Below are 17,499 nucleotides of genomic sequence, written 5' to 3'. Positions count from 1 at the left end.
TAGGGATTACATTTCCATTCTGCTATTTGGTTTGTTGACCCATTGATATGTTTACAACGAATCCAATCGGGCCAAGCAGTGCTCCCAATGCCCTCTGGCATCACTGTTCCTTTCCTTTTTTAACTTGCTCCTGATATCCTCCCTTAATTTCACTAAATGCGCCATCAATAACCCTTTGGAATAAGCGGTATAATCATAAGCTTTCATTTCTGCATAGGTATATTGGGCTTTTTGGTGTACCACCATAATGGCCCTGTCGATATAATAGGATTGGATTTCTTGCCGTATCCGTCCTACTATGGGAGAACCTTCATACAGTTCCCTGAACAATCCCTCTTGCAATTCCGATAGATACCATTCAAACGTACCTTCAAAACCTTCCAGCGTTTCCATATATTCAAAGCGCTTAAAGCGTCGCGTCCGCAATAGTTCGTCCAACGACCGCTGTTGGAATTCGACCATTTTATCGGGAAAGGTGGAGTATTCCAGTTTGGGAAGGAACTCGGGGGCAACCAACCACCCTGGTGGATTCAGGGCATTGGCATGCAAAAAGTCCATGGCCTCCTCCTGCATGGCCAATGGAATTGGCGTGAACATCTTGCCAGGGGTGTTGATCGGCTTGTACCGAATATCGTACCCGCCCAGCAAAGAGATCACATGGAGCATATGATCTTTCCACTGTTCCAGCAATCTTCCATATAGGTTTTCCAACCTTCTAATATCCTTTTGATCCTTAACGGCGGCCGGCATGAGTTGGATGACACGTTCCAAGTTCTTCAGTGCCAACTTGGTGCTCTCGACCGGATCATTGGTATCCACCACTTCATCTGCCGTTGCGGGCCCGAAAACCTCCACTTGGCTTTGGTTGAACCTAAACCAAGGAACGGAATCCTGCACCCCTATAATACGCTCTAGGGCTTCCTCCTCCTGCTGCTGGGACATTTCCTCTGGAAATTCGGTGTAGCCCCACTCGATCTGGTGACGGTCCATCGGGCCCACTTTCTGCATTAACAGTTCAGGGGGCACACTGTCTTCTGGCTGGGCAATATTGTTTTCCCGGGAATAGCTCATCATACTTGGGGTGTGGCCCATGGTCTTCAGCCATTGGATATCGGACATCTTTTCGACGGGATAGGCGAACTCGCCATAGTTACTGTCAAAAAGACCAAAGGCGTGACCCGCTTCATGGGCGGCAACCCCTTGGAAAAGCCTTCCCGTGAGTTCTTGGGGAAAAGGCAACGACCGGGCCCGTTTATCCAAGGGCGCGCAACGGATAAAATAACGGTCCGTAACATTTTCGACCGACGCTCCGAGATAAATGTCGCATTTGAGGATTTCTCCGGTCCTTTCATCGATTATGAGTGATACAGTCCCACCGGACTCATCGAAACCGCGCAGATATTTGGAATCGCCCCAGTCCACATAGGAGGTATGTATACTATGGGCCTCCCATTCCGACAGGCTATCCGTTTCCTTGACCACTATGGCATCCTTGAAACCTGCCGCCTCAAAGGCAGGCAGCCATTCTTCGATACCTGCCCTCACATAAGGTCTCCACTGTTCGGGAACTTCTGGCGGTATGACAAAAGTGATCGGTTTAACGGGCACGCTCAGTTTTCGGTCCTTGTGCTTTTTCTCCAATCGCCATCGGGCAATATTGGCCACACTGTTCTTGGGTTCACCGTGATCGATACCATATCGGTCCTCGTTGAAGAATCCCATGCGGTAGTCATAGTCCCGGCCTTTCATCAGTTTCTCGGGAAGTGCCGCCAATCCAAAGAATACAGGAAAAGAAACTTTCGAGCCTTCGAACATCAAGCCACGTCGGGTCTTGATGACCACCTCGTTGTGAAAATCCTTCGATCCCTGTAACAAACTCAACTGTGGCACCAAGGTTTCCGTAAAGCCCTTGGTCCATTCAATGACATTGTCCATTACCAAGGAAGTGACATTGATGCACAGTTCCCCTTGTTTGCCCATATCTTTTTCCAAGGGAAACATGGCCAAGACATTATCCTTTAATGCTTTGTGATGCTTTACAGGTAAAATAGTTCCTGCAGTGGACCTTACCCTAGGGTGTTTTAAAAGCACCTTGTCCCCCTCCAGTGACCAAAGCACCTGCATATATCTACATGCCTTTCTGTAGTCATAGCGGATAAAGAGCATAGGGGTCTCCAGCACATCTCTCGGAATATTGAGATATAGCTCCCCCTCCTGCATAAAGGAGGTCAGAAATGTTGACCCCGCTGGGTGATTTACTGATTCAGCCTCTTTTGCAGTTTTGGTTTTTGGAGTTTGGGAAAACCCTCCAATCGCCATAAATAGCCATAGTATTGTTACGATTTTTTTCATTGATGTTATTTTTATTGAGGATACCAAGGCTTCTACTGAAATGCCCTGGCATCCATTGTAGTTCATAATTATCAGTAGCCCGCGTTCTGCGGCGATAGATTGGGATTGATCTCGATCTCGGTCTCCGGAATGGGCAACAATAGGTCGGTATCCTGCCAACCTGGCTTGATACCTTCCAATACGGCTCTGGCCTCTCCAAAGCGTTTCAGGTCGAACCAACGATGCCCCCGCTCTGTGAACAGTTCCGTCCGCCGTTCCTGCAATACCGCCTCCAATAGTTCCCCTTGTGTTCCTATGGGGATATCCGGTAGGCCTGCCCGATTGCGGAGCGTATTCAAATCACTTGCTGCACCGGACAGATTGCCCAATTGTGCCCTCGCCTCAGCCCGAATGAGGTACTGTTCCGCCAAACGCAGTACGATCGAATATTCCACAGACTCCGTCTGGGAAAAATCAGCCTTGTATTTATGCGCGTAGAACAGGGTCAGTGTATTGTCGGCATTGGATATGCTTTCCGTCCAAGAAGCTTCCCGTAAATCGTCCTCCTCAAAACTGTCTATGAATGATTCGGTCAGCGCATAGGTCTGACCGGGAACCGCCTGTATGATCAATCGGTTTGCCTCTTGGGTATTCCTAGGGGCCTCGCCCGGTTTCAATTGCCAGATGGTCTCACCCGAATCCTTTAGAAAGACCCTTTCCAAATCGCCTTCCAGATCAAAGGCTCCTATCAGTTCTGAAGCCATAGCGTCAGCATTCGCCCAATCCTGCACATATAGGTACATCCGGGCCAATAAGGCCTTGGCTGCATACTGGTCGGGGATGGTGCGTTCCGACGATGGGTTTTCCATACCTTCCAAAAGGGCCACGGACCGTTCCAGATCGGTAATGATAGCTTCAAAAACTTCGGCCTCCGGGGTGCGTGATACGGTATTGTTCACCTGATAGTCCACCGTGGTGATATAGGGCACATCCCCGAACAATTGGGCCAAAAGACTATGGATATAGGAACGGACGAATAGGGCCTGGCCGGTAAACACGGCTTTTTCTTCTTCGCTCAGGAACTGTGATTCTTCGACACCTCGAATGATATCGTTGGCGCCATAGATCAGCTCATAGCCATTGGCCCACCATTGCCGTACCAATTCATTGCTGGCCAAGAGATTGTGTTGGTAGAACTCCGTGTTCTGCACTTCGAATCCATAATAATCCAGTTCGTCCGTATAGATGCCCATGGCCGTAGTCAAGCCAAAACTGCCCGATACCATACCTTGTTCCCGCATCCCGAAAAATAGGTTCGCCATGGCCGAGCGTACCGTGGAGGCTTCATCGAATACGGTCTCCGCGACCAAGGTGTCCTTGGGCGGCTCCACTTCCACAAAGTCCGTACAGCCTACCATGCCCAGACACATGAGCGATGACAAGATTTGAAGGTTGAGATGCTTTACGAGTGCTGGAAGACCATGGTCTCTTACGCTCCTGATTTTGTTTAATGCTTTTATCATATCTATTTTTTTTTAGGTTAAAAGTCTACTTGTAGTCCAAGGGTGATCTGTCGCAATTGAGGCAATCTACTATTCGATGGTTGCTCAGGGTCAGGTCCCCGATATTTTGTCCAAGTCCATAGGTTCTGTCCTTGTAGGTAAACATTCACCTGCATACCATTATCCAACCGGCCGAGCCCATAGTTCAGGGAAATGTTCCGTAATCGGACAAAGGAGGCATCGGAAAAGGCGGCATTGCTCAATTGCTGGAAGGTTCCACGATCCACATCCGGGGCGAGTCCTCCAGAGGCCCTTTGAATTGGGGCCATATCGCCCACTTCTTGCCAACGGTCCAAGAGTTCTACCGGGGCGTTCCCCCGAAAGCCCGGGGTGGCCCCAAAGGCCAATTGGTCAAAAGCCTTCTGCTTTTTGAACTGAAAGAATACATCCAAGGATAGTTTGCCATAGGTAAGGGTATTGCCCAACCCGCCAAAAAAGCGCGGGGCCCTATCCTCTATGAACTGTCGGTCCTCCAGACTGCTGATGTTCCCATCCCCATTATAGTCCTCAAAGGTGTAGAGGCCCGTATCTGGGTCTACGCCAAGGGCGTTGTAGAGCTTGACAATGGTCAGCGGCTTGCCGACCTCATAGCGATTGGCAAAGGGAGAGGATTCCAGACCGTCGAAGCGTAACAATTTGTTCTTTGGCACCGTAAGATTGACCCTCGTGGCCCACTTTAATTTGCCATTTCTCAGATTAATGGTACGAAGATCCACCTCTACCCCAGAATTCTCCACAGTGGCATCAAAGTTGCCGGTCAATTCGGAAAAGCCCGTGGTGGCCGCCAAGGGGATACCCACCAATTGATCGGAACTGCGATTTCGGTACCATGAGGTGTTGAGCAATATGCGGTCATTGAAAAAGCCCAGCTCCAAGGCTGCTTCCAGCTTACGGTTGGATTCCCATCCAAAAAGTGGATTGAAGATGCCCGTAGGCTCCAATATGGAAATCCCATCATAATCAAATCCTGTTACGCTGTAGGTATCCAAGAACCGGTAATCACCGATATTGTCACTGCCCGTGGTTCCATAGCTGCCCCTTAATTTTCCAAAGCTCAATATCGAATTGTCCCCAAAAAGGGATTCCTCACTAAAGAGCCAGGCCAGGCCCACAGCACCAAAGTTCCCAAACTGCCGGCCGGGACCAAAACGGGAGGAACCGTCCCTACGGCCGGTCAGATTGAGAATATAACGGCCCTTCACATTGAGGTTCACCCGACCGAAGACCGCATTGTAGTTGTACTCGCTTTCCGTATCCGTCAGCACTTCCAAGGTCTCGGCAGCGGATAGGTTAAAGATCAAATCCTCATTGGGAAAACCTCTGCCCCGTTGCACAAAACCTTCGGTGGTCTGTTGTTGGAAGGTGGTCCCTACCAATACATCCAAGGCTGCACTACCCCAGTTCTGTTGCCACTGCAATTGGGGCTCCACGATCCAAGAGTCGCGTTGGGAAACGTTGGTAGTGATCGAGGAATAGTTTTCGGGGGTCAGTCCCAGGCTTGGGTTACGGGCACTGCTGGGAAGGGTCCTGTAGGAATCCAAGCGATAGGTGTTGTACCCCAGACTGGTCCTTAGTTCGAGATTGGGCAATAGCTTATAGGAGACCAAGGCATTGGCGATAAGGGTGTTCACCTTGGACACATAGTCTTCCTCCAGGGCGGCAAAGGGGTTGTTCCATGTATTGTTTTCCCAATTCAACCGTCCCTCTTCATCATAAATTTCGGGGGCATTGGGCTCCAAGGTGTAGGCCAATCCTGTGAAATCGCGCTGTGGCAATTGGTTTCGTTCATTGGAATAGATGGTGGACAGGTCGATCTGGAAACGGTCGTTCTCCGAGCGGTGGTTCACCTTGCTTTGTACCGTTGCCTTTTTATAGTTGCTGTCACCAGGGAATACCGTGGTTTCCTTTAAGTAGCTACCACTGAGCAAAAAATTGGTCCGTTCATTGCCCCCTGATATCGAAAGCTGGGCATTGTTGCGATAAGAAGTACCGCCAATGAGTACCTTTTGCCAATCCGTATAGCGGGAATTGTCCCAGCTTTTGAGGTCCGGAAAGAACAGATCAAAATTGGGGTCGTTCAAAAAGTCCCCGAAACCATCATTGACAATCCCTTCCCTTCGGATTTCCAAATATTGTTGGGTGTTCATCAGTTCCAGAAAATTGGAAACCTCGCCCAAGGTGGTACTGAGGTTGGCACTGAAGGTTGTCCTGCCTTCTTTTCCACGCTTGGTGGTGATCAGCACAACTCCATTGGCGCCCCTGGAGCCATAAATAGCCGTGGCATCGGCATCCTTCAATACCTCGATACTCTCAATGGTTGTAGGGTCGATGGCATTGAGCGGGCTGATATTGCCACCTAGAATACCACCCGAGACACTGCCGGAACCCAGGGACTGAGAGCCAAAGGGTACCCCATCGATAATGTAAAGCGGGTCGCTGACCCCATTGATAAAGGTCCTACCACGGACCTCGACCTCGAATCCCCCTCCGGGAACCCCAGTGTTTTGGACGATATTGACCCCTGACAGTTGGCCCTGCATAGCGGCCAAAGGGTTGCCTACGGGCTGTTTCTCCATAGTCTCGGCCTTGATAATGGCTATATTTCCCGTGCGTTCCTTTTCGGATACGGTGTAATAGCCTGCATTCAGCACTACTTCCCCCAATTGGGTGACATCTTCCTCCATTTGGACGTTGACCTCACGCCTCCCCTTAATCCCAACAAAGATGGGCTCAAAACCAATGATTGAAAAGTACAAGGTATCGTCAGGATTGGCTTGTATGGTAAAGGAACCATCGAGATCGGTGATGGTGCCCCTTTGGGTGCCCTCCACTTGGATGCTTACCCCAACGAGAGGGTTTCCGCTAGTGTCGGTGACGGTACCAGTGACAGTAGCCTGGGTAGGAAGTGCCATTGCTGCCTCCAAGGTATGTGATGGCCACAGGGCCACCAGCATGTTAATGATCAGGAACAGGGAAAATCTGTTCGCATTTATCCATATTATCTTCATAATTTTGAGTCGTTTGATTTTAACCGTTAGTGTTAATTGAATCGTGCCTCTGGACAATTGCTACCCTGTCCGGAGGTTTTTTGTTTGTACTGCCCCCGAAGTCCCGACAATGTCGTAACTTACCTTAGGGCATTTAGGGTCGGGCATAGGCCATCCTGTCCAAGAAACAAGTGCTCTTGGAAATGGGATTCCTAATGGAACAAGACTATGATTTCGTGATAGGGCCGGTTGCCCGAAAAATGTATGTGTCAGTTATGGGTCTGAAGTAGTAATGTAAACCGAAAATTAAGTAGCTTAATACCCATAACTATAGTCCTTGGTTATACGGGATTCTTTGGCTTTTTCTTGAAAAGGATATCGAATACCGAGTGACAGGCTCCGTAAATGGAACAAAAACACGGTGTGAACCCTACAGAAAAAAGTTGCCAAATGTTTCCCATAACCTAAAAAGGTTAGCGAGACATCGAAAAAGAAATAAAGTAAATCAAACGCTAGGAAAAAGTTGGGCGTGAAAACTCAACTTACCGACTTGAGGTACTGGTATACCTTGCTACGATAAGAGAGCCCACGCCCGGGTCGTGAGCAATCTGCTTATTGTCTCGTAGCAAAAATTACCAGTTTTCAAGTCGAGACTCCAAGCGAAAGCTTCAAATATGTTCTAAACGAAGAATCGCTAAAATATGTAATTCGAGACCAATATAATAAAAAAGATTGATGTGGTAATATATTTCCACGTTTTTAATTATCGAATTAAGCATTTTCCACAACAAATAAAGTATCATGCTTGATGAAAAAAAGAAAAGTGAATTCAAAGTTAAATTTGGAAACCAGCTTGGTAAAATAAAAAAGGATAAAAAACTTAGCTTTAGAAATATCGCCAAAAATTGTGATCTTGACTCTAGTTTTATAAGTAAAATTGAAAAAGGTACGGAAAACGTAACCCTAGAAACGGTCTTAAATTTGCTTTATGGCCTTAATGTACAGCCAAGAGAACTCTTTGATTTTCATATTGAATTAAATAAAGATGATATTCGCAAATAACCTTTATTCCATATCCTTTCTAGAAATTCTTAGATTTTATCGGATGAGCCGGGTAAACTGAGCTACCCCCGCCGGATAAATGTGGGCAGTATACTTTTTAACTGCAGGAATGGAATTGAAGAGTTCGTACTTTGTACTTAATTTTATTTTCCATATTGCTTTAATAAATACAATCTCACACAAGTTAAACAGTTTAGTTTCAGGGGTAGCTTACATCTCAGACATAATTTTTTACAACAAGGTCTATCTTAAAAACTACTAAAATAAGTTCTCAGGATATAGGAGAATCCCTCTGGAACCTTAACATTCTGGTCAATATTATAATGAGGTTTAAAAATCTAACATCCCATACTTTGATATTGTACCTATATCTAATAACAGATTATCATTTCATCAAAATGTGTACAAATAAAACTTACATAATATAAATTTTCGCTTAAAAAAGTCACATCATTTATTGATATTTATAATCTTAAATCTAATTGATGCCTTTTTTAAGGTGTTAGGGCTTTAATGTCACATCTTAACAATCGGAGAAAAAGAGAGAATGATAATAGATAACGAAAATGAAAACCTGAAAGTTCACGAGTGGATTTCAAAATATACTGAGGAAGGTAAGCTTGACATAGTAACTGGCTATTTCACTATTGGCGCGCTTGCCGACCTGTCTAAATCAGTAAATGATAAGATTGATAAGTTCAGGTTAGTCTTAGGGGACATTGTCAATGTTGATGTTGAGGAAAACAGGCCTCTCGATTTGTTGAATGAGAATATCACAATAGAAGCAGCATTAAAACTTAATAGTGTCTCTCAGGAATGCGTGCGATTCTTGAAACAAGACAAAGTTGTGGCAAAAACGCTTGAACCTAACTTTTGTCATGCCAAGATCTATCTTTTCAACCCCTTTGAAAAAGACGACAGAAACAAATACTTCATTTCTGGTAGCTCCAATTTAACAGAAGCCGGAATCGGACTGAAAGTGACGAATAACGTTGAACTCAATCTTGCAGAAACCGGTAATAATAATCAATACAAGGAACTCTGTGATTGGTTTGAGTCACTTTGGAAAAGACCACAAGCCCATAAAGAGAAAACTATCATTCACAAGGATGGAACAAAGTCAAAGGTTGATTTTAAAGAATATCTGATAAGTGAAATTGAACGCATTTTCATCAAATACACACCAAGGGAAATCTATTATAAGATTCTCTTTGAGCTTTTTGGAAGTCAGCTTCTAGAAGAAGAAAATGACCCTGACTTCAACAGGCAAGTTGGTCGGTTAGAAAACTCTATTATCTACAATACACTGTACGACTTTCAGAAGAAAGGCGTATTAAGCTTGATTAAAATGCTCAATAAGTACAATGGGGCAATTCTCGCAGATGCTGTAGGATTGGGTAAAACCTGGAGCGCTCTTGCAGTAATGAAATTCTTCCAACTACAAGGCAGAGAGGTTCTGCTCCTTTGCCCGAAAAAACTGGAGCATAACTGGAAGCGATACAGAAAGCATCAGGAATCCAAATTCGAGAAAGACCAACTCGACTTCTTTGTTCGATTTCACACCGACATGGGTGAAGAAAGACTCGAGAAGTATGACGACCGTGCTGATATATTCTTTACGAATGACAAGCCAAAACTCATCGTAATTGATGAAAGCCATAACCTTCGAAACAACAAATCGAACCGTTACAAATTCCTTCTTGAACATGTACTTAAACCGAATGAAGACATCAAGGTTCTGCTACTATCAGCTACTCCAATAAACAATTCTTTAAACGACATCCGAAACCAATTCAAATTAATGGTTCAGGGAAATGTGCACGGTTATGAGGAAAGTTTAGGAGTGAGGAATTTGGACTATTCATTTCGTGCCGCTCAAAAATCATTTAATGAGTGGCGACAAGAACCCGACCCAAAGATTTCTGAATTCATTAAAAAGCTTCCTTCAAGTTTCTTCACGTTAACCGATACATTGACGGTGGCAAGAACAAGAAGCATGATTGCTGGTCATGAAACTAAGTTGACATTTCCAAAGAAAGCCAAACCGTTGAACTTGTTTGTCACCCCGCATGAACTTGGAAACTTTGAATCCTTTGAGGAATTATTTGATCACTTCCCGCCTATGCTTTCAGGTTATCAGCCATCCTTTTACCTTGAGGAGACTGACAAAGAGGATAGAGACGTTTTACATGATGAAAGACAACGGGATCGATTCTTGGTTAAGATGCTTTACATCTTAATGGTTAAGCGTTTAGAATCATCTTGGTTCTCATTTTTCTCAACAGTAGGCAAAATTAAAAATCATCACCAAAATGCCCTTGACAGAATAAAGGCTTACCAAGAGGATAAAAAGAATTCAAAGACCGATGAAACGGAAGATGAGTTGTTCGAAGATGACGACCTTGAAGCTGAATACGAGGAATTCACCCTAGGAAAAAAGAGAAAGGTCAAATTATCAGATATTGATGAAGCAGGAAATCTAAACTTGTTTAAGAAAGACCTTAAAAAGGACTTAGAAGCATTGGATAATCTATATTCCAATCTACAAAAGTTCCAAGCGAGAATTGACCGAGAGATAGTTCAGCCCAATAATCACAAATCTAATGATAGCAAGCTTGAAGAGCTAATCAAGCAAATAGAAGTGAAAAGAAAATCTGGACATAACTTAAACAATCAGAAGCTAGTGATTTTCACAGTTTATCGAGATACGGCCCAGTACCTTTTTGAACAATTAAAGTCACGTGGATATGATAAACTAGCAATGGTGTCTGGTTCCGGTTCTTTGGTTTCAGACACTGATGAAGAAAGCAAATTATTCGAACCAATTCTAGAACGATTTGCACCGTACACCAAACTATTCAAAGAGAAAGAATGGAGTTTTGACATCAAATCAGCTGACCAAAAAGAATTCAAATCATGGATTGAATGGACGGCTCAAAATCACCCAAAGACCTACGAAAAACTTCAAAAACCAATTGATATCCTAATTGCCACCGATGCATTGAGTGAGGGACAGAACCTGCAAGATGCGGACATGGTGATCAATTATGATATCCATTGGAACCCCGTGCGTATCATTCAGCGAATGGGACGTATTGACCGATTGGGTTCACCGAATTCAACTGTATTTGGTATCAACTTCTGGCCTTCTAATAATATCAACAGTTACCTCGATTTACAAGGCAGAATTGAACAACGAATGGCAGCTATGAAATTAGCTGGTTCGGAAGTCAATCTTGAATTCTCAGACTCTTTCAAAGAAATGGCTGAGGATGCAAACCTGGAGCAACGCATGAAGGAAAGAATGCTCCGTCAAATGGAAGTGAGTTTTGACGACCTTGACGCAGAAGAGTCATTTGGTTTTGATGATTTATCCTTAGAACTTTACCGACAGGATTTGCTAGAAGAATTTAATAAGAACAAAGCCAAGTACCAACGAATGCCGAAAGGTGTGTATTCGGGCTTTAAAGGTGACAAAGCTATATGTGCAGAAGATGGAATTATCGCTTTGCTTGGCTATCCCAATCGTCCTGAAAAAGCAAAGACTCACGAATACAAAGTCTTCGACCTGATTTACATTAATAATGATGGCAAGCCAGTGCTACTCAACCAAAAAGAAGTATTAGATGCTATTACCTTCCACAAAGACCTAGAACGTTTTGTCCCTGATGCCATTGATAAAGGAGACGAAGCTTCCATCAAAGGATTGGTTAACTCTTTGAAGTCCTTTTTAGACAGTCAAGCAGCCGAAATTAAAGAACAAGAAGATGGGAGTGCTAAAAAAACTATGGGGAAAGAAGCAAAGGACGTGCTATCCAAATTAAGGAGAGGTGACAAAGGAGCTTTAAATCGAGTAAAACAAAATGTGAAGGTGGACGAAAAGTATCGACTTGAAAATTTCGATCTCATCACGTGGTTTTTAGTAACAGCTGAATAACATGAAACTGAATCACTTTAAAGACATACAATTTCTACCTGCCATTAAAGCACTTTTTAATGAGTTGAAAGTGCCCATGAATTATGTGGCAGACGAACCCACTACGGCCGAAGAAATTCTAAAAGATACGTACAAGAAGAATGAGACATTTCAATTGGTGAATGATGTCTATTTCGTGGGGATGATTGATGATGCCGCATTTGAAGGCAATCAAAGTTTAGATACCCAGCAAATCAAATCAGACTACGACGGGATTCTCGTGTTCGGTATAACCTTAAATCAACGAGATAAAAATCTCTTACCTACCCGATCGCAGCTTGCAGAAATCTCACGGGCCTTTAACCGCGAATTCTATTACACACCTGTGGTCTTGGTTTTTAAGTATCAAAATGATGAGGCCAATTTCATTGCTTTTGCAAACACTGAGCGTCTTAAATACAAACAAGCTTGGCGTGAAGGTGAAAAGGCGGGCAAAGTATCCCTCTTACGTGACATCAATATTGAAAAGCCTCACCGTGGACATGAGGACATCATCAACCAATTGCGCATTCCTACCTCAGGAACAAAAGCCGTAGGTTCTTTCGCTAAACTCTATATCTATTGGCAAGAAGTTTTTAGCGTAAGTGTTCTCAATAAGAAGTTCTATCAGGAGCTTTCTCACTGGTATTTCTGGGCTGTTAAACACGTTACTTTCCCAAACAGGCCAACCACCGAAACTGTCGTTGAAAAATTCGGAAAGTTCGAGCAGCAGAAGCTAGATGAGCTTATTCAAGAGCACAATGCGACCAACGTAATTCGTTTATTGACGCGACTTCTTTTTACATGGTTCATTAAAGAGAAGAAACTCATCCCAGAAGCCTTGTTCGATTTGGATGCCCTACAAAAAGACATTCTGAATGAAATTTCACCATACCACGAAGAAGGAACAATGTTTGTTCAATCGAACAAGGACAGCATCTACTACAAAGCGATCCTTCAAAACTTGTTTTTTGCTTCACTAAACTGCCCTATTGAAGCAGATGGAGTAGATAATCGAACTAGAGGATTTAGAGGAGATGGGTACGGCACGCATAGAGGTATCGATTATCTAATGCGGTATAAAAAGTACTTCAAAGACCCGGATGCATTTTTGAAGATGATGAACCAAACCGTTCCATTCATGAACGGAGGGTTGTTTGAATGTTTGGATGATAAATACCAAAACTTGTACATCGATGGCTTCTCAGACCAAATGACCAAAGGAGAGCAACTGGTTGTTCCTGACTATCTCTTTTTTGGCACAGCGGAAGAAGTGGATTTGAGTACTGAATATGGGGTAAAAAATAAAGGCACCAAACAAGCAGCTGTAAAAGGACTCATCAACATTTTAAAATCGTATAAATTCACGATTACTGAGAATACGCCAATTGAAGAAGATGTGGCGCTTGACCCAGAGCTTTTAGGTAAAGTATTTGAGAACCTGCTCGCTAGTTACAATCCTGAAACTAAAACCACAGCACGTAAACAAACAGGTTCCTTTTATACACCGCGAGAGATTGTGAACTACATGGTGGATGAAAGCTTGATTGCCTTTCTAAAAAATATAGTTTCTGATTGGGGTATGGATGAAAAGGAACTGGATGAAAAGCTACATCAACTCACTTCGTTTGACCCTGTCAATCCATTTAACAACAATGTCGATTTGAGCAAACGGATTGTTAAAGCTTTGGATAAATGTACCATTCTTGACCCAGCTTGTGGTTCGGGTGCTTTCCCGATGGGTATTCTACAGAAGATGGTACACATGCTACAAAAGCTTGACCCGCAAAACGAATACTGGAAAGAATTACAACTCAATAAGGCCATTTCAGCTACTGAAGAAGTCTATGGCATTGAAGACGGAAAAGAACGGGAAGAAAAGCTGATCGAAATCAATAATGCCTTTGATGAAAACATAAACGACCCTGATTATGCCCGTAAGCTGTATCTGATTGAAAACTGTATTTATGGGGTGGACATTCAGCCAATCGCTACCCAAATCGCTAAGCTTCGTTTCTTTATCTCATTGGTGGTTGACCAAAAAGCGACAGACGAACCCAATGACAATTTCAATATCCGACCGCTGCCTAACTTGGAAACCAAGTTTGTTGCGGCTAATACTTTGATAGGGATTGAAAAAGAAGATTCATTATTCTACACAGAAGAAATAAAAGCACTTGAAGCGGAACTGAAGAAAGTTCGTCACAAAATTTTTAATTTGAAGAGCAAGGATGCCAAAATGAAGTGGCGTAAAAAAGATGAATTGTTACGGAGAAATATGGCAGAAGTATTAAAAAATCAAGGTCTTCCACTGAAAGAGGCTGAAAAACTATCCGACTGGGACCCATATGACCAGAATGCCTCCTCTCCATTCTTTGACCCCGAATGGATGTTCGATGTTTCGGAAGGATTTGATATCGTGATTGGCAATCCTCCATACAAACAAGTACCAAAAGGTGTTTTCTCCACTAAGTATTTTCCTTTCTCTGAAGGAAAAGACAAAGGAAAACAGAATCTCTACAAAGTGTTTGTTGAAGCATCTAAAAATCTTGTGTGTAAAGAATCTGGCATAGCCACAATGATAGTACAAAGTAGTCTCCTTTGTGACCTGTCGTCCACATATACAAGAGAGCTTTTGTTGAAATTCACAACTATTGAAGAAATCCTTGAATTTCCAAAAATTGCTCCAACTAGAGAAGGGCAAGTATTTGAAAATGTTCTACAAGGAACATGTATTTATAGGATTATAAATTCTAAACCTAAAAAAGGGTATGAATTCAGAATTTCAGTTAACAATGATGTTACTACGCTTCCAAGCTTAGAGTTCGAATACATCGTTCAAAATTCTCTTTTTGATTTATATCCTGACACCTACTATATACCTCTTGTCAATAATGGTGACTTCAAACCAATAAATCTGGTAAAAGATCATACACTTCCACTTGCTACTTACTTAGTGGGTATTTCGCAAGGTGATTTAAACCTAACCAGCTCTAAAAACTACTTCACATCACATGATACTGGTGTAAAGCTATATAGAGGAAAGAATGTTCAACGTTATTATCTGATTAACGATGTTGAAGAGTATGTCCTAGATAGTTTCAAGTCTAATCAGGCAACTCAGAATTCCAATAACCAATATCTTGTTTGCCAGGAAATCACCGGGACAACTGATAGATACCGATTACATTTTTGTTTAACACCATTAGGAGTAAGATTTCTTTTTGGACATACTGCTAATAAGCTGACAGTGAAGAAGCCTGAAATGTTGAAGCCTTTAGCAGTCATCTTAAATTCAAAGTTTTTAGACTGGTTATTTAGGAAAACATCAACAAACAATCATGTTATGGGCTATGAAATCGCCCAGTTTCCAATCCCAAAACAATTGGATGAATCATTAGAACCTTTAAACGTAATGTATGGTGTAATCAATTTTTTAAAATTGAAATCGGATAGCCAATTTAGTTTATTCGAAGATATAGCTAATTCACTTGTTTTCAACCTATACTTTGCGAATCATATGAAAGAACTAGAAATTGACATTTTAGAGTTCGTTGTACGGGATATCAACCAAGCCATTCATGATCGAGATTTTAATAGATTAAGCGATAGAGAAAAAGAAAAAGTCATTGAGCAACTCCACGCCACCTGGAGCAATCCGGATAATGCGGTACGCAACCGCATGAAACTTTTTGTGGTGAGAAGTCCTGAGATTTTGAAACCAATCCTAGAAAGCTGATGAAGAGGATTAAGGAACTGCGCATACAGAACTTCAAAGCTTTCCAAAAAGAAGAAGTTTTTGACTTTGGAAAAAAAGGTAAAAATGTATTGGTGTACGGAAATAATGGCTCAGGGAAATCAAGTTTTTTCTGGGCACTTTACACATTGCTTCAAAGCAGCACCAAAGAAGATACTGGTATAAAAAAGTATTTTGAAAAGTATGTTGCATCAAATACCGATACACATCAAACTCTGAAAAACGTGTTCATGGATGAAGAGGAAGAATCATTCATAAAGCTCACTTCAATAGACACTGAAATTGGCAAAGAGGAGACCTATACCATTTCTCATGCTGTCATCAACACAAACAAAGATGAAGACACTATTATTCAAGAATTGAATTTAGCCAGTGACTTCATCAATTATAAGCTGCTTCATAACTTTTATCGTGGCTCTCATAAGCAGGAAGTAAACCTTTGGCCTGTTTTTGAACGGGATATCTTCCCCTTCCTAACTGAAGGGACACAGAACTGGTTAGAAGACATCATAAAAGATAAAACCAAGGATGTTCCCAGAACACCAAAAGGTGCTGTTGTCAGTCAAAAAAGAAAACAGCGGTACGTTGATGAACTTGAAGCATTAAATCAAAAGATTCAAGACCTGCTCACTGAAATACAAAACAATGCGAATGAATTTATCAAGGAGGAGTTCTTCAATGGTGAAGACGTTATTAGAATAGCGTTGACCTTCACTCAGAAATTCAAGTTTGAGAATGTTCGACACAAAATTTGGGAAAAGGATCGTGATGGTCACAGGCACGATCAGTTGCGAATTAAACTCTCGGTAGAGATATATGAGGAAAAACCAGAACCACGTTGGAAATCCATCGAACGAGTTCAATCATTCTTAAATGAAGCTCAGCTAACTAGAATAGCAATTGGTATTAGAATCGGAGCCTTAAGGACTAGACCGTTAGAAGCAGCCAAATTCAAAGTCCTGGTTTTGGATGATATGCTTATTAGCCTTGATCTATCCAACAGAATGGATGTGGTTCGAATCATTCTAAATAAGGAAGGAAAGGCAAGTCTTAAATTCTTTGATGGTTTTCAAAAGTTCATCCTGACTCATGACAAGGGCTTTTTCAATCTCATACGTAGAAATACAGATGAAGAAAAATGGGTTTATTACAATTTCAATAAAGACGAAAGCGATAATTCACCACCTAAAATCAAACCTGACTATACATCATTACAAAAAGCGGTACGATACTTTGAAGAGGATGAATTTGAAAACTGCGGGAATGAACTTCGAAAAGAAGCAGAGGCAATTCTTACATCGTATCTCGACCCAGAAATGAAGAAGCTAAACAGGGAATTTGAAGGACTGAATTCAAAGCTTGATAAAGCTTTCAATACTTTGACAAATGAGAGGCTTCAGAAGTTCAAGAAATCCTTCAACCCTGAAATTGAACTTGAGAAACTAAAGAAAATAAAAACCGACTTTCAAGCTGATGGAACACTGTCAGAAGAGGATAAGGCCCAATTGGAAGGTTTAAAAACAAGACTATTTGATTTTCTCATTGAGCTTAATGAAAAGAAAAATCAAAAGGAACTTCTTGTTAAAGATGTGAAAGAAATCTTGAATAGGGTTATGAATTCAGCCTCTCATCATGGGGAGAACCCATTATACAGGGCAGAGCTAAAAGAAGCAATTGAAAAGATGAAGGACTTAAAAAATGAGTTTGATAAATAGTCCTTAAGAAAAGGAAACTATACTCAACTCAACCGTTTAGTTGGGCTAAAAAGTAGGTAAATTCACCCCAGAAAGGACTATCTCATAAAGTGTGTAAATAGAAAATTAGCGGGGGCATGTCCATGCGAGT

Annotated in this window: 7 protein-coding genes; 4 read left to right on the top strand and 3 right to left on the bottom strand. The window is 42.4% G+C overall.

Features of this window, described 5'->3' with window-relative positions:
* Positions 1 to 51: 51 nt before the first annotated feature.
* The 3 genes from SD449_RS08875 to SD449_RS08865 all read right to left on the bottom strand — a co-directional run bounded on the left by SD449_RS08875 (position 52) and on the right by SD449_RS08865 (position 6,901).
* A complete protein-coding gene (locus SD449_RS08875) occupies positions 52 to 2,352 on the bottom strand; it encodes a zinc-dependent metalloprotease (RefSeq protein ID WP_318310056.1) in 2,301 nt (766 codons plus the stop codon).
* A gap of 71 nt (positions 2,353 to 2,423) precedes the next feature.
* Positions 2,424 to 3,854 carry a RagB/SusD family nutrient uptake outer membrane protein gene (locus SD449_RS08870; RefSeq protein WP_318310054.1) on the bottom strand — a complete coding sequence of 477 codons (1,431 nt, stop codon included), beginning with the start codon at positions 3,852 to 3,854 and terminating at the stop codon, positions 2,424 to 2,426.
* A 17-nt stretch (positions 3,855 to 3,871) separates the two neighbouring features.
* A complete protein-coding gene (locus SD449_RS08865; RefSeq protein WP_318310052.1) occupies positions 3,872 to 6,901 on the bottom strand; it encodes a SusC/RagA family TonB-linked outer membrane protein in 3,030 nt (1,009 codons plus the stop codon).
* A gap of 780 nt (positions 6,902 to 7,681) precedes the next feature.
* On the opposite strand from SD449_RS08865, the gene SD449_RS08860 reads away from it, so the two are divergent.
* From SD449_RS08860 to SD449_RS08845, 4 genes are all read left to right on the top strand, one after another.
* The gene (locus SD449_RS08860; RefSeq protein ID WP_318310050.1) at positions 7,682 to 7,942 is read left to right on the top strand and encodes a helix-turn-helix domain-containing protein; all 261 of its coding nucleotides are present in this window, start codon (positions 7,682 to 7,684) and stop codon (positions 7,940 to 7,942) included.
* Positions 7,943 to 8,489: 547 nt separating this feature from the next.
* The gene (locus SD449_RS08855; protein WP_318310049.1) at positions 8,490 to 11,879 is read left to right on the top strand and encodes a helicase-related protein; all 3,390 of its coding nucleotides are present in this window, start codon (positions 8,490 to 8,492) and stop codon (positions 11,877 to 11,879) included.
* A gap of 1 nt (position 11,880) precedes the next feature.
* On the top strand, positions 11,881 to 15,636 hold the full coding sequence (locus tag SD449_RS08850; protein WP_318310048.1) for an Eco57I restriction-modification methylase domain-containing protein: 3,756 nt from the start codon (positions 11,881 to 11,883) through the stop codon (positions 15,634 to 15,636).
* Positions 15,636 to 17,369, top strand: a complete 1,734-nt coding sequence (locus SD449_RS08845) for an AAA family ATPase (protein ID WP_318310047.1) — start codon at positions 15,636 to 15,638, stop codon at positions 17,367 to 17,369. Before SD449_RS08850 ends, SD449_RS08845 begins: the two co-directional genes overlap by 1 nt.
* The last annotated feature ends 130 nt before the right edge of the window (positions 17,370 to 17,499 follow it).

Source organism: Flagellimonas crocea (assembly GCF_033441595.1).
Lineage (GTDB): Bacteria > Bacteroidota > Bacteroidia > Flavobacteriales > Flavobacteriaceae > Flagellimonas > Flagellimonas crocea.
This window is presented reverse-complemented; position numbering and strand designations above follow the sequence as displayed.